The following is a 17,972-nucleotide window of genomic DNA, read 5'->3' as shown; positions in this document are numbered from 1 at the left end:
GATGGCCGACCGCGTATTCGAGGTGGACGATATCCGGGTGAGCTTCGACACGCCTGACGGGACGGTCGAGGCGGTCCGGGGCGTGTCGCTGCATGTCGCGCCGGGCGAGACGGTCGCGGTGGTGGGCGAGTCGGGCTCGGGGAAAAGTCAGGTGATGATGGCGGCGATGGGGTTGCTGGCCGCGAACGGGCGGGCGACGGGGTCGGTGCGTTATCGCGGCGAGGAGATCCTGAACCTCGCGCCCGACAGGCTCAACCGGCTGCGCGGGCGCAAGATCACGATGATCTTCCAGGAACCCATGACCTCGCTCGACCCGCTCTACACGATCGAGGCGCAGCTCTCCGAACCCCTGCGCGTCCATGGCGGGCTCAGCCCGCGCGACGCCTCGGCCCGGGTGCTGGAACTTTTGGAGCTGGTGCAGATCCCCGATCCCGCGCGGCGGATGAAGTCCTACCCCTACGAGCTTTCGGGCGGCCAGCGCCAGCGGGTGATGATCGCGATGGCGCTGGCCAACGATCCCGACCTGCTGATCGCCGACGAACCCACCACCGCGCTCGACGTCACGATCCAGGCCGAGATCCTGCGCCTGTTGGCCGAGCTGCAGCAGCGGCTGGGCATGTCGATCCTGTTCATCACCCACGACCTCGGCATCGTCGAGGCCTTCGCCGACCGGGTCTACGTGATGCAGAACGGTCTGGTGGAAGAGGAAGGACCGACGCGGCGCATCTTCGACGCGCCCGAGAAACCCTATACGCGGATGCTGCTGGACGCCGAGCCCGAGGGCGAGAAGCACGCGGTGCCCGACAGCGCGCCGGTCCTGCTGCGGGGCACTGACGTCAAGGTGACCTTCGGCCGGCCCGCGGGTTTCCTGCGCCGCGACACGCGGTTCACCGCCGTCCGCGGCATCGACCTGACGCTTCGGCAGGGCCAGACCATCGGCGTGGTCGGCGAATCCGGCTCGGGGAAATCCACGCTGGGCCGGGCGCTGCTGCAACTTTTGCCGGCCGAGGGGCGCGTGGTCTATCTGGGCCACGAGATCGGCGGGCTCGACCGGGCGGCGATGAAGCCCTTCCGCGACGGGCTGCAGATGGTGTTCCAGGACCCCTACGGCGCGCTTTCGCCCCGGATGACGGTTTCGGAGATCGTCACCGAGGGGCTGTTGGTGCACGAGCCCGGGCTGACCCGCCGCGAACGCGCCCGGCGCGCGGCGCAGGCGCTAGAGGATGTCGGGCTGGAACCGGCGATGCGCAACCGGTTCCCGCACGAGTTCTCGGGCGGGCAGCGCCAGCGCATCGCCATCGCCCGCGCGGTTGTGTTGCGGCCCCGGGTGATCGTGCTGGACGAACCCACCTCGGCGCTCGACCGGTCGGTGCAGAAGCAGGCGATCGACCTGTTGCGCCGGCTGCAGGCCGAGCACCGACTGTCCTACATCTTCATCAGCCACGACCTGGCCGTGGTCCGCGCGATGGCGGATTACGTGATGGTGATGAAGGACGGGGCGGTGGTCGAGGAGGGCCCGACCGCCGCGATCTTCGAGGCGCCGAAGGACGCGTACACCCGAAACCTGATGCGCGCGGCCTTCGAGTTGCGCAGGCTGCTCACGGGCTGAGCGCGCCGCTCACGCGGCGACCTTCTTGCCCAGCACCTTGGCCACGGTCTCGCCCATCGCCGAGGGGTTCGGCGCGACCGTGATGCCGACCTCGGAAAGGATTTCCACCTTTTCCTGCGCGCTCTCGCCGAAGGCCGAGATGATCGCGCCGGCATGGCCCATCTTGCGGCCCTTCGGCGCGGAGAGCCCCGCGATATAGGCCACCACGGGCTTCTTCATGTGCGCCTTGACGAAGGCCGCGGCGTCGGCCTCTTGGGGACCGCCGATTTCGCCGATCATCATCACCGCATCGGTTTCCGGATCGGCCTCGAAAAGCTCGAGGATGTCGCGGAAGGACGAGCCGTTGATCGGGTCGCCGCCGATGCCGACGCTGGTCGAGACGCCGATGCCCAGCGCCTGCATCTGGCTCGCCGCCTCATAGCCCAGCGTGCCAGAGCGACCCACGATGCCCACCCGGCCGGGCGTGTAGATATGCGGCGGCATGATGCCCATGAAGCCCTTGCCGGGCGAGATCACGCCCGCGCAATTCGGGCCGATCAGGCGCATCTTGCGGTCCCGCGGATAGCGGCGGAGGAAGCGTTTGACCCGCATCATGTCCTGCGCCGGGATGCCGTCGGTCACGCAGACCGCGGTCTTGATGCCGGCATCGGCAGCCTCCATCATCGCATCGGCCGCAAAGGGCGGCGGCACGAACAACAGCGCCGCCTCGGCGCCGGTTTCGTTGACGGCCTCGCGCACGGTGTTGAAGACGGGCCGGTCCAGCACCGTCTCGCCGCCCTTGCCGGGGGTTACTCCGGCCACGACATTCGTGCCGTACTCGATCATTTCCTGGGCATGGAACTTGCCGATCCGGCCCGACATGCCCTGGACCGCGACCTTGGTGTTCTCGTCTATGATGATCGCCATGATGTCCTCCCTCAGGCAGCGCGTTTCGGGCGTGCCGCGACGGCCTTCTCGGCGGCCTCGGCCAGCGTCTCGGCGGTAATCAGCGGCAGGCCGCTTGCGTCGATGATATTGCGGCCCTGCTCGACATTGGTTCCGGCGAGACGGACCACCACGGGCAGGGTCAGGCCCTCGGCCTTGTAGGCCTCGACCACGCCCTTGGCGACCCAGTCGCAACGGTTGATGCCGGCAAAGATGTTCACGAGGATCACGCTGACATTCGGATCGCACAGCACCGTGCGGAACGCGGTCATCACCCGCTCCGGAGAGGCGCCGCCACCGATGTCGAGAAAGTTCGCGGGCTCGCCGCCCGAGAGCTTGATCATGTCCATCGTCGCCATTGCGAGCCCGGCGCCGTTGATGATGCAGCCGATATCGCCGTCGAGCCCCACATAGGCGAGCCCGTTGTCATGGGCCATCGCCTCGCGCGCGTCCTCCTGGCTGGGGTCGTGCAGCGCGGCGATCTGCGGGCGGCGGTAAAGCGCGTTGGTGTCGAAGCTCATCTTGGCATCCAGCGCCACCAGGTCGCCCGATCCGGTGATGACCAGCGGGTTGATCTCGACCATGGTGGCGTCGAGATCGCGATAGGCACGGTAGCAGGCGCGCACCGCCTTGACCATCTGCCCGATCTGCGCGCCCTTGAGCCCCAGCGCGAAAGCCAGTTCGCGCGCCTGGTACTCGACGAGGCCATGCGCGGGATCCACCACCATCCGCACCAGGCTGTCGGGGTCGGTCTCGGCCAGTTCCTCGATCTCCATGCCGCCGCTCGACGAGGCGACGACCATGATCCGCTCGGATTTCCGGTCGAGCACGAAGCCGAGATAGAGCTCCTGCGCGATGTCCGAGGCTTCCTCGACCCAGATGCGGTAGACCCCCTTGCCGGCCGCGCCGGTCTGGCGCGTGACCAGCTGCTTGCCGAAAAGCTCCTGCGCGAAGTCGTAGACCTCCCGCTGGGACTTGCAGAGCTTGACGCCGCCGGCCTCGCCGCGACCGCCCGAATGGATCTGCGCCTTGACGACCCAGGCGTCGCCGCCCAACTCACGCGTGCGAAAGGCCGCCTGTTCGGGGCTGTAGGCAAGACCGCCGCGCGGGGTCGGCACGCCGAAGCCCGCGAGGATTTCCTTGGCCTGATGTTCGTGAATGTCCATCTGTCACCTCCCTGAGGGTGAGAAAAGCTTGGTTTCCGTTACGGCAAGCAACGCGCGGCGGCGCCGCTCAGCCCTTCGCCGCGATCGCATCGGCCACGGTGATCACGTTCTGCGCCATCCGTTCCGAGGCGGCGTCGATCATCTTGCCGTCGAGCGAGGCCGCGCCGCGGCCCTCGGCCTCGGCATTCTTCAGCTCCTCGATGATGCGCCGGGCGCGGGTGACCTCGGCCTCGGGCGGGCTGAACACCTCGTTGGCCAGCGCGATCTGGCTGGGATGGATCGCCCATTTGCCCTCGCAGCCCAGCGCCGCGGCGCGACGCGCGCCGTCCTTGTAGCCCTCGGGATCGGAGAAATCGCCGAAGGGGCCGTCGACCGCGCGCAGCCCATAGGCGCGGCAGGCCACCACCATCCGGGTGATCGAGGCGTGCCACTGGTCGCCCGGGTAATCGGGATTGAGCCCGCCGATATTGACCGTGCGCGCCCGCATCGAGGCGGCATAGTCGGCCACTCCGAAATGCAGCGCTTCCAGCCGGGCGCAGCCCTGTGCGATCGCCTCGACATTGGCCATGCCGAGCGCGGTCTCGATCAGCGCCTCGAGCCCGACGCGCGTCTCATACCCCTTGCCCTGCTCGATCTGGTTGACCATTGCCTCGACCATGTAGAGGTCGGCCGGAACGCCCACCTTGGGCACCAGGAGCGTGTGTACCCGGTCGCCCGCCTGCTCCATCAGGTCGACCACGTCGCGGTACATGTAATGGGTGTCGAGCCCGTTGATCCGCACCGAGACGGTCTTGCCCTTGGCTACCCAGTCGATGTCGTTCAGCGCCTGGATCGCGTTCTTGCGGGCCTGTTCCTTTTCGGGCGGGGCCACGGCGTCTTCGAGATCGAGAAAGACGTAATCGGCCTCGCTGTCGGCGGCCTTTTCGACCATGCCCGGGTTCGAGGCGGGCACGGCGAGTTCGGAACGCTGCAGGCGTTGTCGCCTGAGCGGGTGCAGGGTGTGGCTCATGCCAAGGCTCCGTTCGGGGACTTCGTTGTTACTCGGCGGCAATCTTGAGGTCGGGCGCGGCAGAGTTCTTTGCGTACCAGTCCTGCGCCGCGGCGACGCCGGAACCGAACTCGACCCGCGCGCCCGCGGCGGCCAGCGACAGCTCGGCGAGCGAGAGCGCGGTGAGGCACATGCCCTCGTTCAGATCGCCCAGATGGCCGATGCGGAACACCTTGCCGGCAAGCTGCGCCAGCCCGGTGCCGAAGGAGATGTTGTAGCGTTCATAGCCGATGCGGATCACGTCGCGGGCATCGACCTCGGCCGGCACGCGGATCGCCGACACCGTGTCGGACCAGAGCGACGGATGCTCGGCCACCAGCTCCATGCCCCAGGCATGCACACCGCGGCGCACGCCCTCGGCCAGGCGGTGGTGACGGGCGATGACGTTGTCCAGCCCCTCGTCGAAGATCCGGTCCAGCGACCGGCGCAGCCCGTGAAACAGCTGCGTGGGCGGGGTGTAGGGGAAATAGCCGGTCTCGTTCAGCTTGACCATGTCCGAGAACTCGAAGTAGGCGCGGCGCATGGTGGCGGTCTTCGAGGCCTCCATCGCCTTCTCGCTGACCCCCAGGACGCCGAGCCCCGCGGGCAGCATAAGCCCCTTCTGGCTGCCGGTCACGGCGAGGTCGACGCCCCAGTCGTCCATCCGGAAGTCGATCGACGCGATCGAGGACACGCCGTCGACGAACAGGAGCGCGTCGTGGAAGCTTTCGTCTAGCGCGCGGCGCACGCCCGCGACATCCGAGGTCACGCCGGTCGCAGTCTCGTTATGGGTGACGAAGACGGCCTTGATCTCGCCATGCTTGTCGGCGCCCAGTCGGCGGGCGTATTCCTTGACCGGGCAGCCGCCGCCCCAGGGCACGTCGATCACCTCGACATCGAGGCCGAGCCGTTCGGCCATCTCCACCCAGAGATGCGAGAACTGGCCGAAGCGCGACATCAGCACCTTGTCGCCGGGGTTCAGCGTGTTGGTGATCGCCGCCTCCCAGGCGCCGGTGCCCGAGCCCGGGAACAGGAAGACCCGGCCCGATTCGGTGCGCAGCACGCGCTTGAGATCGGAAAACAGCCCCAGCGTCAGGTCGCCGAAATCGGGCGCCCGCATGTCCTGCATCGGCACGTTCATGGCCTGGCGGACGGGCTCGGGGATGTTGGTGGGCCCGGGGATGAACAGGTGGGTGCAGCCGGTCTTCATGGGGGGTGACTCCTCGCGCGTCGATCGTTCGGCGCCCCTTTGGCCACATTTCCGCCCGATCGCGAAGCGAATCCGGGTCCTGTTGTGAATGCGAGATTTTACAGGTTCGAAAATTTGTGTAATTGTCAAAAACACAGACGTAAACACCATGCGACGGTATGCAGAAAACCTTCATCGGACCGCGCCTGAGGCGCCTCAGGCTGGAACGCGGCGAGACCCAGGCGCAGATGGCCAGGGCGCTGGATATCAGCACCTCCTACGTCAACCTGCTGGAGAAGAACGAGCGCAGCCTGTCGGCCTCGCTGATGCTCAAGCTGTTCGACGTCTACGGCGTCGACTGGCGCGAGATCGCCGAGGACGAGGACACGACGGTCCTGTCCGACCTGCGCGCCGCCTGCCACGATCCGCTGTTCGAAGGCCGCCGGCCCGACCTGCAGCAGTTGCGCGCCGCCCAGGTGCACAGCCCCGAGCTTGCCGCCTGTTTCCTGCATCTCCACCGCGCCTATCTGGCCGCGACCGACCAGCTGCTGGCCGCGGCGGGCGCCTCGGACGAGGGCGGGCGGGCGCTTCTGACCGCCTCGCCCGAGGCGGCGGTGCACAACTATTTCCGCCGCCACCGCAACCACTTCGCCCAGCTCGAGGCCGCGGCCGACGCGTTCTGGCACGGCCTGCCGGTGCCCCCCGACGACGCCTATCCCGCGCTCAAGGCGCGGCTGCGCGAGCGGCTGGGCCTGACCGTCCGGGTGGTGCCGGTGGCCGATCTGCCCTGCACGCTCCGCCAATATGACGAGCCCGCGCGCGAGGTGCATCTGTCCGAGGCGCTGGACTACCCCAACCGCGTGTTCCAGATGGTCCATGTCGCCTGCCTGATCGAGCAGCGCGAGACCCTGGACGAGCTGCTCGACCAGTCCGGCATCTCCGACGAACAGGGCCTGTCGCGCTGCCGGGTCGAGCTTGCCAACTACTTCGCCGCCGCGGTGATGATGCCCTACCAGCGCTTCCTCGACGAGGCGCGCGCCTGCAAGTACGATTTCGACCACCTCGCCACCCGCTTCGGGGTCAGCTTCGAACAGGCCTGCCACCGCGCCACCACCCTGCAGCGGTCGGGCGCCCAGGGGGTGCCGTTCTTCTTCCTGCGCATCGACAAGGCGGGCAACGTCACCAAGCGGTTCAACGCCACCGATTTCCACCTGGCCGAACATGGCGGCGCCTGCCCGCGGCTCGACATCCACACCTCGTTCCGCACGCCCGGACGGATCGTCTCGCAATTCGTCGAGATGCCGGATTCGAGCCAGTTCTTCGTGGTCTCGCGCACCGTCGACCGGCCGACCTTCACCCGCCACGCGCAGGACCTGAAACTGGCCGTGGCGATGGGCTGCGCGATCGAGCATGCGCCCGAGATCGGCTATTCCGAGGAACTGACCGGGGCGAGCGTGACCCCCATCGGCATCAATTGCCGGATCTGCCCGCGGTCGAATTGCGACCAGCGCGCCCATCACGCGATCATCCTCGGCAGCCCGGTGGACGAACGCCGCCGCGGCGCCACCCGCTACGAGACCTGAGCGCGCGCCACGATTGCGCACGGCCGTTTCGGCCCTATATCGAGGTGGGGAGGGTGGCGTGCCATTTCTCTTGCGATTGAACCGTCTTCTGCTGGGGCTTGTCGGCCTCGCGCTGTGCGTCTCGCTGGTGTCGGCACAGGCCCCCGAGGAGCGCGCGCAGCCGCTGGTTCTGACCGCCGCCATCGAGGGGCCGATCGGCCCCGCAACCGTCCAGCATGTCGAGCGCGCCATCGGCCTGGCCGAGGAACGCCAGGCCGCGGCCCTGGTGCTGCGGCTTAACACGCCGGGCGGGCTGGCCGACGCGATGCGGACCATCATCACCGATATCCTGGCCTCGGACGTGCCGGTGATCGGGCATGTCGCGCCCTCGGGCGCGCATGCCGCAAGCGCAGGCACCTTCATCCTTTACGCCACCCATGTCGCGGCGATGGCGCCCGGCACGAACCTGGGCGCCGCGACGCCGGTGCAGATCGGCGGCATGCCCGAGGGGCTGCCCGAGCCGGGCGGCCCGCCCGAGGATGCCGGGACCGGCGAGGGCGACGGCGAGACGGCGCCCGCGGACGGCCCGGCCGAGGGCAGCGGGCCGCCCGACAACGCGCTGGCGGCCAAGGCGACGAATGACGCGGTCGCGCTGATCCGCGGGCTTGCGCAGATGCATGGCCGGAACGCCGACTGGGGCGAACGCGCGGTGCGCGAGGCGGCCAGCCTGCCCGCCGACGAGGCGCTGGCGCAGAACGTGATCGACCTCATCGCGCGGGACACGGCCGGGCTGCTGTCCGCCGCCGAGGGCCGCAGCGTCGAGGTCGCGGGCGCCGAGCGCAGGCTCGCCCTTGCCGGCGCGACCGTCGAGACGGTCGAGATGACCACCATCACCCGCATCCTCAGCGTGTTGTCCAACCCCAATGTCGCGCTGGTGCTGATGATGATCGGTCTCTACGGCCTGATCTTCGAGTTCCTCAATCCCGGCGGCATCGGCCCCGGCGTGGTCGGCGCGATCTGCCTGACGCTCGGCTTCTATGCGCTGAACCAGTTGCCGCTCGACTTTGCGGGGCTCGCGCTCATCGCGCTGGGGGTCGCGTTCATGGCGACCGAGGCGTTCACGCCAACCTTCGGGGTGCTGGGGCTCGGCGGTCTCGTCGCCTTCGTGCTCGGCGCCTCGATGCTGATCGACACCGACGTGCCGGCCTTCCAGGTCTCCTGGACGATGATCGCCGCGCTCGCCGCGCTCAGCGGCGCGGTGCTGATCCTGCTGATGGGGGTCGCGATCCGGTCCTATCGCGGCCGGCTGGTCAGCGGCCGGGCAGGGATGATCGGCGAGACCGCGCAGGTGATCGACTGGTCCGGCGACGAGGGTCATGTCTGGGTCGAGGGCGAGCGCTGGCAGGCCACGGGGCCCGAGACGGTCAGTCCGGGCCAGTCGGTGACGGTGCGCGCGATCGAGGGGCTGACGCTGCGCGTGGACGACGCGCCGGACGATCCCGCCGGCCACAACCGGAAAGGAGCGACGTGATGCCCATGATGCTTTTCGACTGGCTGCTCGTGCTGCTGGGTCTGGCGCTGGTCGTGCTAATACTGGCCTATGCCATCTACATCCTGCGCGAATACGAACGCGGCGTGGTGTTCACGCTGGGCCGCTTCACCAAGGTCTCCGGCCCGGGCTTCGTGCTGCTGATCCCGATCATCCAGCAACTGGTGCGGACCGATCTGCGGATGTTCGTCGAGGACGTGCCCAGCCAGGACGTGATCAGCCGCGACAACGTCTCGGTCAAGGTCAACGCGGTGATCTATTACCGCATCGTCGACCCGCAGCGGGCGATCATCAACGTCGCCGATTTCGAGGCGGCGGTCAGCCAGCTGGCGCAGACCACGCTGCGCTCGGTGCTGGGCAAGCACGAGCTCGACGAGATGCTGGCCGAGCGCGACAAGCTGAACGCCGACATCCAGGAAATCCTCGACCGGCAGACCGACGCCTGGGGCATCAAGGTCGCCAATGTCGAGATCAAGCACGTGGATATAGACGAGAGCATGGTGCGCGCCATCGCCAAGCAGGCCGAGGCGGAAAGGCTGCGCCGCGCCCGGGTGATCAACGCCGAGGGCGAGCAGCAGGCCGCGGCGAAGCTGGTCGAGGCTGGCGAGATGCTGGCCGCGCAGCCCAACGCGATGCAGTTGCGCTACTTCAACGCCTTGGCCGACATATCGACGGACAAGACCAACACCATCGTCTTCCCTCTGCCGATAGACCTGCTTCCGGCGGGTGTCGGCAAGACCGCGGGCAAGACCTGACCGCATGGCCACAGCCACCGTCAACCGCGTCCGCTCAGCCGGCTTCGACAAGCTGGCGCAGGGCGCGCGCGATCGCCCGCTTTTCGTCGGCCAGCGCCTGTGCGACCGCGAAGGCCTCCGATGGCACGGCACCGGGATCCTCCTGTCCGTCCAGGGCCACATCCTCGGTGAAGGCGAGAATCTCGCGCAGGCTATGCCCCGCCGCGATCTGGACGAGAAGCTGGCGAAGCGCGAGCAGCCGCCCCTCGGTGACGGCATCGGCTGGGTCTGGCATGTCGGCCTCCGGGTCTGATCTCGCCTGCGGCGGCGCGGGCCGCGGCCCGATGCCAGCCTGATCGCATCCCCGCCGCGAAGGCAAGGGCGCAGTCCCACGGCGCCGGGCGCGGAAGTCAACGGGCTTGCCGCAACGGCCAGAGCCGCGCGGCACCTTTTACTCAATGGGAACACGGAACGGCACGTCCGGAAACGCGCTGGCGATGCTGGCCGCCTACGCGATCGTGGCGCTTGCCTTCTCGTCCTAGTGGCGGTCGCTGCTGATCCTGGGCAGCGTCCCATTCGGCTTTGTCGGTGTTGTGGTGGGCCATTGCGCGCCGGGTCTGAACCTGACGCTGCGCAGCCTTTTCGGGATGATCGGGCATCCTGATCAATGGCGGGCGGCTCATCAAGGACCGCATCCGGGCCAAGACGGCCGAGCGCATGGCCCGGACGCGGCCATGGTCGGCGCCACGCTGGAACGTTTTCCCCCGATGCTGCTGACGACGCTGACGACCTTTTTTCGGGTCTTCCGGCTGATTCTCGAGAGAAGCGTCCAGGCAGGCTTACTCGTTCCGAAGACGATCTCGCCGACCTTCGGCTCGCTTGCGGGCCTCCTGATCCTGCAACTGCCGATGCCGGCCCACGCCGAGCCCGCCGACCGCGCGCGCGACCTGGGCTGAGAGGCCGAACTTCGCGTTCGGAAGACAACGCAAGGCATGTTAGCATCCGGTCGCGCCCGCGCGGGGACCGGCTCTCGGGAGGAGGACGGCCCCCCGGGGAACCGCGGGCGTCGCGGTGGCAGCAAAAGCGGACTCACGCCGTCGGCCGCGTTGTGCATTCAGGGAGGACATCATGACCGTCAGACCGGACCCAACCTTTCACGCCTCACCCAGGCTTGCCATGGAGGCGCCGCCAGAGACTCTCGCCTTCGTTCTGATGCTGAGCCCCGACGGCTCTCAGCCCGATGGGCTGGCGGTCGTGGATGCCGACCCGGGCTCGAAGGAATACGGCCAGATCGTCCACCAGGTCATCATGCCAAACACCGGCGACGAGTTTCACCATTTCGGCTGGAACGCCTGTTCCTCGGCCCTGTCGCCGCTATCGGGGCACGCTTTCCTCGAACGCCGCTACCTGATCATTCCCGGCATAAGGTCGAGCCGGATTTACGTCGTGGACGTCAAGGAGCCGCGCAAGGCCCAGATCCACAAGATCATCGAGCCGGAGGAGATCTTCTCGAAGACGGGCTACTCGCGCCCCCACACCATCCATTGCGGCCCCGAGGGCATCTACGTCTCGACCCTTGGAGGCGGCGGGCCCGACGGCACCGACGGCCCGCCGGGCATCTTCATCCTCGACTGCCAGACCTTCGACGTGATCGGCCGCTACGAGATCGACCGGGGCTCGCAGGACAAGCACTACGATTTCTGGTGGAACCTGCCGCGCGATTACATGGTCAGTTCCGAATGGGGCCTGCCACCGCAATTCGAGAACGGCCTCGTGGCCGAGGACCTCTTGTCGAACAAGTACGGCCACCGGCTGCATTTCTGGAACCTCAGCCGGCGCAAGAACGTGCAGACCATCGACCTCGGCGAGAACCACCAGATGGCGCTGGAGGTCCGGCCCGCGCATGACCCGGCCAAGGATTACGGGTTCTGTGGCGTCGTCGTGGACACCACGAACCTCGAAGGCTCGATCTGGACCTGGTGGCGCAAGGACGACGGCACGTTCGAGGCCCAGAAGACCGTCGCGATCCCGCCGCAGCCGGCCGCCGCCGACGACCTGCCGGACCTCTTGAAGGGGTTCGAGGCGGTCCCGCCGCTGGTCACCGATATCGACCTCAGCCTGGACGACCGGTTCCTCTACGTCTCCTGCTGGGGCACGGGCGAATTGCACCAGTATGACGTGTCCGACCCGATGGCGCCGAAGCTGGTGGGCAAGGTGGAACTGGGCGGCATCGTCAAGAACACCCCGCATCCGTCGGGTAAGGCCTTCGGCTACGGCCCGCAGATGGTCGAGATCAGCCGCGACGGCAAGCGCGTCTACTGGACCAACTCGCTCTATTCCACCTGGGACGACCAGTTCTATCCCGGCGAACGCGGCGGCGCGATGGTCATGGCCGAGGCGGGTCCGGATGGGGGGTTGGCGCTCAAGAAGGATTTCTTCGTGGAATTTCCGAAGGGGTATCGCGCCCACCAGATCCGGCTGGAAGGCGGCGACTGCTCGACCGACAGCTTCTGCTACCCCTCCGCCTGAGGCATGGAGATCGGGACGACGGCGGGCCTATGGCTCGCCGTTCTCGCCAGCGGGCTCTATCACGGGCTGAACCCCGGCATGGGCTGGCCTCTCGCGGTGTCGTCGGCGCTGATGGAACGCCGCAAGGGCGCCCTGCCCCGCGCGGTGGCGGCGCTCGCTGCGGGGCACCTTGTTGCGATGGCGGCGCTGCTCTTGCCCTTCGCGCTGCTCGTTTCGCTGGCGGGGTGGCTGCGCGAAGTGCAGATCGGAGCGGCAGTTCTGGTGATCGGCATGGGGCTGTGGATCGCGCTCACCCGGCGGCATCCCCGGTTCCTGGCCCGCGTGCCACCTTCTCGCCTCGCGATGTGGTCGTTCCTGGTGGCACTGGCCCATGGCGCGGCGCTGATGCTGGTCCCGATCTACCTGGGCCTTTGCGCAGCCGAATCGGGGGATGCGGGCCACGTGGCGGCCGACCGGCTGATGTCGTCCAATGCCGCCACGGCGGTGCTGGTGGCCACGGTCCACACCGGTGCGATGGCGGGGTCGGGGGGCCTGCTCGCCTGGGCCGTCTACCGCTGGCTGGGCCTGAAGTTCCTGTCGCGCGGCTGGTTCAACCTCGATCTGCTCTGGGGGCTCAGCCTCGTCGGCGTCGGCCTTGTCGCCGTCGCGACCGCGGCGTGATCCCGCCTGTCGGCGAGGATAGCCCAAGGATCCGCGCGAGCTTTGGCATCCGGCTCGCTTCCGCGCCGGTCCATCCCTCCGTCGTCCGGGATCGCCCAATCCTGAACGCTGGATGGTCGATCCCCGGCGTCCCGCAGCGCGAGCACACCGCCGGCCGCGCTGCGCATCGCCTTATCCTGGGTCAATGCAGCGAACCGGAATCCGGCAGAGTAATGTGGGCAAACCCGCGGGCTTCGGCAACGACCAGAACGGAACGCGCGAGCGGCGAACCGGGCCAACGGACAGGCGCTCGTCCAGCCAGACTTGCAGGCCGCGCCGGGCACAGGGCCGGACAGGCGCCGCGACGAAACCACACGTATGCCACCAGAGGAGTCTCATCATGGAATATACCGGCTTCGGCGGCCTCATCGTCCTGGTGCTGGATATCTGGGCCATCGTTTCGATCGTGAATTCCGGCGCAGGAACCGGCGCCAAGGTCTTGTGGATTCTGCTGGTGCTGCTTCTGCCGATCCTCGGCTTCCTGATCTGGCTGCTGGCCGGGCCGCGCTCCTCGTAGCCGCGCCGAAAGGTATGCCGGCCGCCCCTTCGGTCGGCGCGCGCTTGCGACCGAGAGATGATGAAGACCTCTGTCGGGAGCGTTGTCGCGCGGGATTCATCACGGCGACATGACCGGTGCCGGCGCGGTGGACCTGGCCGACCCGCAGGTCGCGAGCGCGTCCAAGGCGCTCCCGATCCAGAGCATTATGACGGGCATTCCTTCGCCGAGGGCGTGGGCGTCTCCTTTGCGGTCTCCAAGGGCTCGGGGCCTGCATCAAGGCCGCGATCGCCTTGCACCATATGCCCGAGGGGCCGGCGATCACTCTGCTGCTCGTGCCGCGCGGCATGGCCAGCCGCAAGGCGGGGCTGTAGTCGATCTACACCGGCCTGCCGCAACCCTTGATGGCCAGGCACGCCTCTCTCTTTGTCAAAACGCTCCTCCCGGTCCTCCCCGTCGGGCCGGGGCCATGATCTGCATTGGTGTTTTCAGAAGTGTTCCGGGACGCACTCGAGAATTTCGACAGCGGGTCCGGCGCGACGGCCGTCACGTTGGCATTCGCCGCCACGATGGCATTGCAGATGCTCGGACCCGCCCCCTGATCCGGCAACCTTTGGCCCCGTCCGCACGCGCGGTCCTGGGTGATTGGGCGGTATGCACTGGCCGCAAGGATTTCCGCCTTGCATGGCGATTGCCACGATTGCACCTTGACGGATGTGTCGTATCCCCGGGTCCCCTGCGACTGCAGCTGTGACCCGCATTGCAAAGCAGGCAGATTCCCATGCCGAGGCCAGTCAAACTGCTGATCGCGGTCGCTCTTGTCGTTCTTCTGGCGACCGGGGCCGGATATGTCCTTTTTCTTCAGAAAGATGGGGTGCCCCCCGGCTTCGCGACCGCGAATGGCAGGATCGAGGCCGAGCGCGTCGACGTGGCGACGAAGTTCGGTGGGCGGTTGAGCGAGATACTCGTCAGCGAAGGCGACAGGGTCGAGGCGGGCCAGATCCTCGCCCGGCTCGACGATGCGCAACTCCAGGCCCAGTTGCGCGAGGCCGAGGCCGGCGTCGTCTCGGCGCGCCAGGCGCTTGCCGAACGCCGCGCGATCCTGGCGGAGAAGGAAAGCGCTTTGACCTTCGCCGAGAAAGAGCTTTTTCGCGCGCAGGAACTCGGGGAGCGCGGCTTCGCCCCCGAAGAAACCATCGACCTGCGCCGCTCGCAAATGGCAGCCGCCGAGGCGGCGGTGGATTCCGCCAAGGCCGGCATCGCCGCGGCAGAGGCGCGTGTGGAGGCCGCACAGGCCACCGTGGACCGGTTGCGTGCCGATCTGGAAGACTATGCCCTCCGCGCGCCCCGCGCCGGGCGCGTGCAGTACCGGCTCGCCGAACCGGGCGAGGTGCTGTCGGCGGGCGCGCGCGTTCTGACCCTGCTCGACCTGACCGACGTGGTGATGACCGTCTACCTGCCGACCGCGGCGGCGGGACGGCTGGCCTACGGGGCGGAAGCGCGGCTGGTGCTCGATGCGGCCCCAGAGTACGTCATCCCGGCCAGCGTCAGCTTCGTCGCCGGCGAGGCGCAGTTCACGCCCAAATACGTAGAGACCGAAGAGGAACGCGAGAACCTGATGTTCCGGGTCAAGCTGCGCATCCCGCCCGAGGTTCTTGCCGAATACGAAGAGGTAGTGAAGACCGGGGTGCCCGGCCTCGCCCATGTCCGCGTCGATCCCTCGGCCGACTGGCCCGCCGCGCTGGCCGTGCGCCTGCCCGATGCCCGGTGAGACCGTCGCCGCGGAGTTGACCGGGCTCGTTCACCGCTATGGCGGGGTCACGGCGCTGGATGAGGTCAGCGTCAGCTTCCCCGAAGGCCGGATGGTGGGGCTGATCGGGCCGGACGGCGTGGGCAAGTCGACGTTGCTGGCGCTGATGGCCGGAGTGCGGCGGATCCAGCGGGGCCAAGTCGCGGTGCTGGGCGGCGATATGGCCGACGCCCGACACCGCACCGCCACTTACCCCCGTATCGCCTACATGCCGCAGGGGTTGGGCACGAACCTCTACCCGACGCTGTCGGTGCGCGAGAACGTCGACTTCTTCGGCCGCCTGTTCGGCCAGGGTGCCTCGGAACGCGCGTCACGCATCGTCGAGCTTCTGGACGGCACCGGCCTTGCGCCCTTCGCCGACCGGCCGGCGAACAAGCTGTCGGGCGGTATGAAGCAGAAACTCTCGCTATGCTGCGCGCTGGTACACGATCCCGACCTCCTCATCCTCGACGAACCGACCACCGGCGTCGATCCGCTGTCGCGGCAGCAATTCTGGGAACTGATCGACCGGTTGCGCGCGCGGCGCCCCGGCATGACGGTGGCGACCTCGACCGCCTACATGTCCGAGGCCGAACGCTTCGACCACCTTGTGGCGATGGATGCCGGCCGCGTGCTGGCGACCGGCACGCCGGACGCGTTGCGTGCCGAGGCCGGCGTAACGACGCTGGAGGAGGCTTTCATCGCCTTTCTGCCGCCGGAAAAGCGCAAAGGCCACGGGACGGTGCGTCTGCCGCCGCGTCCCGACATCGGCGGCCCGGTCGCGATCGCGGCCGAGGGGCTGACCAAGCGGTTCGGCGATTTCACCGCGGTCGACGATGTCAGCTTCCGGATCGAGAAGGGCGAAATCTTTGGCTTTCTCGGCTCGAACGGCTGCGGCAAGACCACCACGATGAAGATGCTGACCGGTCTGCTGGACCCGACATCGGGGCAGGCGCGGCTGTTCGGCAAGCCGGTGGAGAGCGCGGACCTCGCGACGCGGCGGCGCGTCGGCTACATGTCGCAATCATTTTCACTCTATGCCGAGCTGACGGTGCGGCAGAACCTCGTGCTGCATGCCCAGCTTTTCCAGCTGAGCTCGGCCCGGCAGCGCGAGAGGGTGGCCGAGTTGCTGAAGCGGTTCGAGCTTGGCGAGGTCGCCGACAGCCGCCCCGCCAACCTGCCGCTCGGCGTCCGCCAGCGGCTGCAACTGGCCGTCGCCGTGCTGCACGAGCCCGAAATGCTGATCCTCGACGAGCCGACAAGTGGCGTCGACCCGGTGGCGCGGGACCGGTTCTGGGAAATGCTCATCGCGCTGTCCCGCGAGGACGGGGTGACGATCTTCATCTCGACCCATTTCATGAACGAGGCCGAGCGCTGCGACCGCATCTCGCTGATGCATGCGGGGCGCGTGCTGGCCGTGGGCGCACCCGATGCGCTGCGCACCGAACGCGAGGCACAAAGCCTTGAGGCGGCCTTCATCGGCTATCTCGAAGAGGCCGCGGGCGCGGATACGCCAAAGGAGGGGCCCGCGCCCCAGACCGCGCAGAACCGCGCCGGCGGCCGGCGCGGCGCGTTCTCCGCGGCGCGCGCCTGGGCCTTCGCCCGGCGCGAGGGCATGGAACTGCGCCGCGATCCGATCCGGCTGGCCTTCGCCCTGATCGGTCCGGTCATCCTGATGATCGCGGTCGGCTTCGGCATTTCCTTCGACGTGGAGAACATCGCCTACGCGACCGTCGACCAAGACCGCAGCGCCGAAAGTCGCGCGCTGGGGCGCCAATACGCCAGTTCACGCTATTTCGCCGAGCGGGCCGAACTGACCTCGACGGCGGAGATGGAGGCACTGCTGCGCCGGGGCGACATCACGATGGCGCTGGTCATTCCGCCCGGTTTCGGGCGCGACCTGCTGGCCGGCGACCGCCCGGAGGTCGCGCTCTGGCTGGACGGGTCCAACACCGTCCGGGCCGAATCCGCGCGGCGCTATGCCGAGGCGGCCTTCGCTGGGTTCCTGACCGAACTCGCCCGAACCGAAACGGGCCGCGTGCCAGAGCTGTCCGCCGCCGGGATCGAGCCCCGCTTCCGCTACAACCAGAGCTTCGAATCCGCCTACGCGATCCCGCCCGGTGTGCTGATGATGATGCTTATCATGGTTCCGACCATGATGACCGCGCTCGGGATCGTCCGGGAAAAGGAGATGGGCTCGATCACCAATCTCTACGCGGCGCCGGTGCGCAAGCTGGAATTCCTGGTCGGCAAGCAGGCACCCTATGTCGCCGTCGCCATGGTCAGCTTCACGATCCTGCTGGGCATGCTGCTGGCGGTGTTCGGGTTGCGGATCGAGGGCAGCCCGGGCGCGCTTGTGGCGGGGGCCGCGCTTTACACCGCGGCGGCCACGGCCTTCGGGCTGGTGATATCGACCTTCGTGCGCTCGCAGATCGCCGCGATCTTCGGCAGCGCGATCATCGTCATGATCCCGACGGTCAACTTCTCGGGAATGCTCTACCCCGTCAGCACGCTGGACGGGCTGACCCGGGCCATCGGCCAGTCGTTCCCGCCGCTCTATTTCCAGCGAATCAGCACGGGCGTGTTCAACAAGGGGCTGGGCTTTGCCGATCTCTGGCTCAACCACCTGATCCTCGCGGGGTTCTGCGTGCTGTTCTGGACGCTCGCCGCGCTTCTGCTGCGCAAACAGGAGGCGTGAG

15 protein-coding genes are annotated in these 17,972 nt (G+C 68.0%); 10 read left to right on the top strand and 5 right to left on the bottom strand.

All coding sequences use genetic code 11. The features are described 5' to 3' along the window. Position 1: 1 nt before the first annotated feature. Positions 2-1,609, top strand: coding sequence for an ABC transporter ATP-binding protein (locus tag BUR28_RS15935; protein ID WP_074221026.1), 1,608 nt, complete (start codon positions 2-4; stop codon positions 1,607-1,609). A 9-nt stretch (positions 1,610-1,618) separates the two neighbouring features. Here BUR28_RS15935 and sucD read toward each other — a convergent pair whose 3' ends face one another. From sucD to BUR28_RS15915, 4 genes are all read right to left on the bottom strand, one after another. Then, positions 1,619-2,515, bottom strand: a complete 897-nt coding sequence (gene sucD / locus BUR28_RS15930; protein ID WP_074221025.1) for a succinate--CoA ligase subunit alpha — start codon at positions 2,513-2,515, stop codon at positions 1,619-1,621. Between the two features lie 11 nt (positions 2,516-2,526). Next, a complete protein-coding gene (locus BUR28_RS15925) occupies positions 2,527-3,699 on the bottom strand; it encodes a malate--CoA ligase subunit beta (protein WP_074221024.1) in 1,173 nt (390 codons plus the stop codon). 67 nt (positions 3,700-3,766) lie between these two features. Then, complete coding sequence (locus BUR28_RS15920; protein ID WP_074221023.1) at positions 3,767-4,708, bottom strand: HpcH/HpaI aldolase/citrate lyase family protein; 942 nt, start codon at positions 4,706-4,708, stop codon at positions 3,767-3,769. A 28-nt stretch (positions 4,709-4,736) separates the two neighbouring features. After that, complete coding sequence (locus BUR28_RS15915; protein WP_074221022.1) at positions 4,737-5,936, bottom strand: pyridoxal-phosphate-dependent aminotransferase family protein; 1,200 nt, start codon at positions 5,934-5,936, stop codon at positions 4,737-4,739. A gap of 158 nt (positions 5,937-6,094) precedes the next feature. On the opposite strand from BUR28_RS15915, the gene BUR28_RS15910 reads away from it, so the two are divergent. The 3 genes from BUR28_RS15910 to BUR28_RS15900 all read left to right on the top strand — a co-directional run bounded on the left by BUR28_RS15910 (position 6,095) and on the right by BUR28_RS15900 (position 9,781). Further along, entirely contained in the window at positions 6,095-7,498 is a 1,404-nt protein-coding gene (locus tag BUR28_RS15910) for a helix-turn-helix domain-containing protein (protein WP_074221021.1), read from the top strand. A gap of 76 nt (positions 7,499-7,574) precedes the next feature. Beyond that, positions 7,575-9,008: an NfeD family protein gene (locus BUR28_RS15905; RefSeq protein WP_175566965.1), complete on the top strand. Its 1,434-nt coding sequence runs from the start codon at positions 7,575-7,577 to the stop codon at positions 9,006-9,008. Beyond that, complete coding sequence (locus BUR28_RS15900; protein ID WP_217693529.1) at positions 9,008-9,781, top strand: slipin family protein; 774 nt, start codon at positions 9,008-9,010, stop codon at positions 9,779-9,781. Before BUR28_RS15905 ends, BUR28_RS15900 begins: the two co-directional genes overlap by 1 nt. Before the next feature lie 34 nt (positions 9,782-9,815). Here the strand turns inward: BUR28_RS15900 and BUR28_RS15895 are convergent, their stop codons facing one another. Then, complete coding sequence (locus tag BUR28_RS15895) at positions 9,816-10,055, bottom strand: hypothetical protein (protein ID WP_074221019.1); 240 nt, start codon at positions 10,053-10,055, stop codon at positions 9,816-9,818. 439 nt (positions 10,056-10,494) lie between these two features. Here BUR28_RS15895 and BUR28_RS15890 point away from each other — a divergent pair, with 439 nt between their 5' ends. The 6 genes from BUR28_RS15890 (at position 10,495) to rbbA (ending at position 17,971) form a co-directional block, all read left to right on the top strand. Beyond that, the gene (locus tag BUR28_RS15890) at positions 10,495-10,716 is read left to right on the top strand and encodes a hypothetical protein (protein ID WP_074221018.1); all 222 of its coding nucleotides are present in this window, start codon (positions 10,495-10,497) and stop codon (positions 10,714-10,716) included. Positions 10,717-10,888: 172 nt separating this feature from the next. Beyond that, positions 10,889-12,289, top strand: a complete 1,401-nt coding sequence (locus BUR28_RS15885; protein ID WP_074221017.1) for a selenium-binding protein SBP56-related protein — start codon at positions 10,889-10,891, stop codon at positions 12,287-12,289. Between the two features lie 3 nt (positions 12,290-12,292). Next, positions 12,293-12,949, top strand: coding sequence for a hypothetical protein (locus BUR28_RS15880; RefSeq protein WP_074221016.1), 657 nt, complete (start codon positions 12,293-12,295; stop codon positions 12,947-12,949). 379 nt (positions 12,950-13,328) lie between these two features. Then, positions 13,329-13,505, top strand: a complete 177-nt coding sequence (locus BUR28_RS15875) for a PLDc N-terminal domain-containing protein (protein ID WP_074221015.1) — start codon at positions 13,329-13,331, stop codon at positions 13,503-13,505. 760 nt (positions 13,506-14,265) lie between these two features. Beyond that, positions 14,266-15,255: an HlyD family secretion protein gene (locus BUR28_RS15870; RefSeq protein WP_074221014.1), complete on the top strand. Its 990-nt coding sequence runs from the start codon at positions 14,266-14,268 to the stop codon at positions 15,253-15,255. After that, the gene (gene rbbA / locus BUR28_RS15865) at positions 15,245-17,971 is read left to right on the top strand and encodes a ribosome-associated ATPase/putative transporter RbbA (RefSeq protein ID WP_074221690.1); all 2,727 of its coding nucleotides are present in this window, start codon (positions 15,245-15,247) and stop codon (positions 17,969-17,971) included. The genes BUR28_RS15870 and rbbA overlap by 11 nt, the downstream gene beginning before the upstream one ends. The last annotated feature ends 1 nt before the right edge of the window (position 17,972 follow it).

Origin of the sequence: Rhodovulum sp. ES.010 (assembly GCF_900142935.1) — a bacterium.
Classification (GTDB): Bacteria; Pseudomonadota; Alphaproteobacteria; order Rhodobacterales; family Rhodobacteraceae; genus Rhodovulum.
Note: the sequence above shows the minus strand (reverse complement) of the source record. Positions and strands in the feature narration are given on the sequence as shown.

Bases quoted from the DNA above. Each gene is read 5' to 3' on its own strand.
- BUR28_RS15935 (WP_074221026.1), top strand. From the start codon at position 2: ATGGCCGACCGCGTATTCGAGGTGGACGATATCCGGGTGAGCTTCGAC.
- sucD (WP_074221025.1), bottom strand. From the start codon at position 2,515: ATGGCGATCATCATAGACGAGAACACCAAGGTCGCGGTCCAGGGCATG.
- BUR28_RS15925 (WP_074221024.1), bottom strand. From the start codon at position 3,699: ATGGACATTCACGAACATCAGGCCAAGGAAATCCTCGCGGGCTTCGGC.
- BUR28_RS15920 (WP_074221023.1), bottom strand. From the start codon at position 4,708: ATGAGCCACACCCTGCACCCGCTCAGGCGACAACGCCTGCAGCGTTCC.
- BUR28_RS15915 (WP_074221022.1), bottom strand. From the start codon at position 5,936: ATGAAGACCGGCTGCACCCACCTGTTCATCCCCGGGCCCACCAACATC.
- BUR28_RS15910 (WP_074221021.1), top strand. From the start codon at position 6,095: ATGCAGAAAACCTTCATCGGACCGCGCCTGAGGCGCCTCAGGCTGGAA.
- BUR28_RS15900 (WP_217693529.1), top strand. From the start codon at position 9,008: ATGCCCATGATGCTTTTCGACTGGCTGCTCGTGCTGCTGGGTCTGGCG.
- BUR28_RS15895 (WP_074221019.1), bottom strand. From the start codon at position 10,055: ATGCCAGACCCAGCCGATGCCGTCACCGAGGGGCGGCTGCTCGCGCTT.
- BUR28_RS15890 (WP_074221018.1), top strand. From the start codon at position 10,495: ATGGTCGGCGCCACGCTGGAACGTTTTCCCCCGATGCTGCTGACGACG.
- BUR28_RS15885 (WP_074221017.1), top strand. From the start codon at position 10,889: ATGACCGTCAGACCGGACCCAACCTTTCACGCCTCACCCAGGCTTGCC.
- BUR28_RS15880 (WP_074221016.1), top strand. From the start codon at position 12,293: ATGGAGATCGGGACGACGGCGGGCCTATGGCTCGCCGTTCTCGCCAGC.
- BUR28_RS15875 (WP_074221015.1), top strand. From the start codon at position 13,329: ATGGAATATACCGGCTTCGGCGGCCTCATCGTCCTGGTGCTGGATATC.
- BUR28_RS15870 (WP_074221014.1), top strand. From the start codon at position 14,266: ATGCCGAGGCCAGTCAAACTGCTGATCGCGGTCGCTCTTGTCGTTCTT.
- rbbA (WP_074221690.1), top strand. From the start codon at position 15,245: ATGCCCGGTGAGACCGTCGCCGCGGAGTTGACCGGGCTCGTTCACCGC.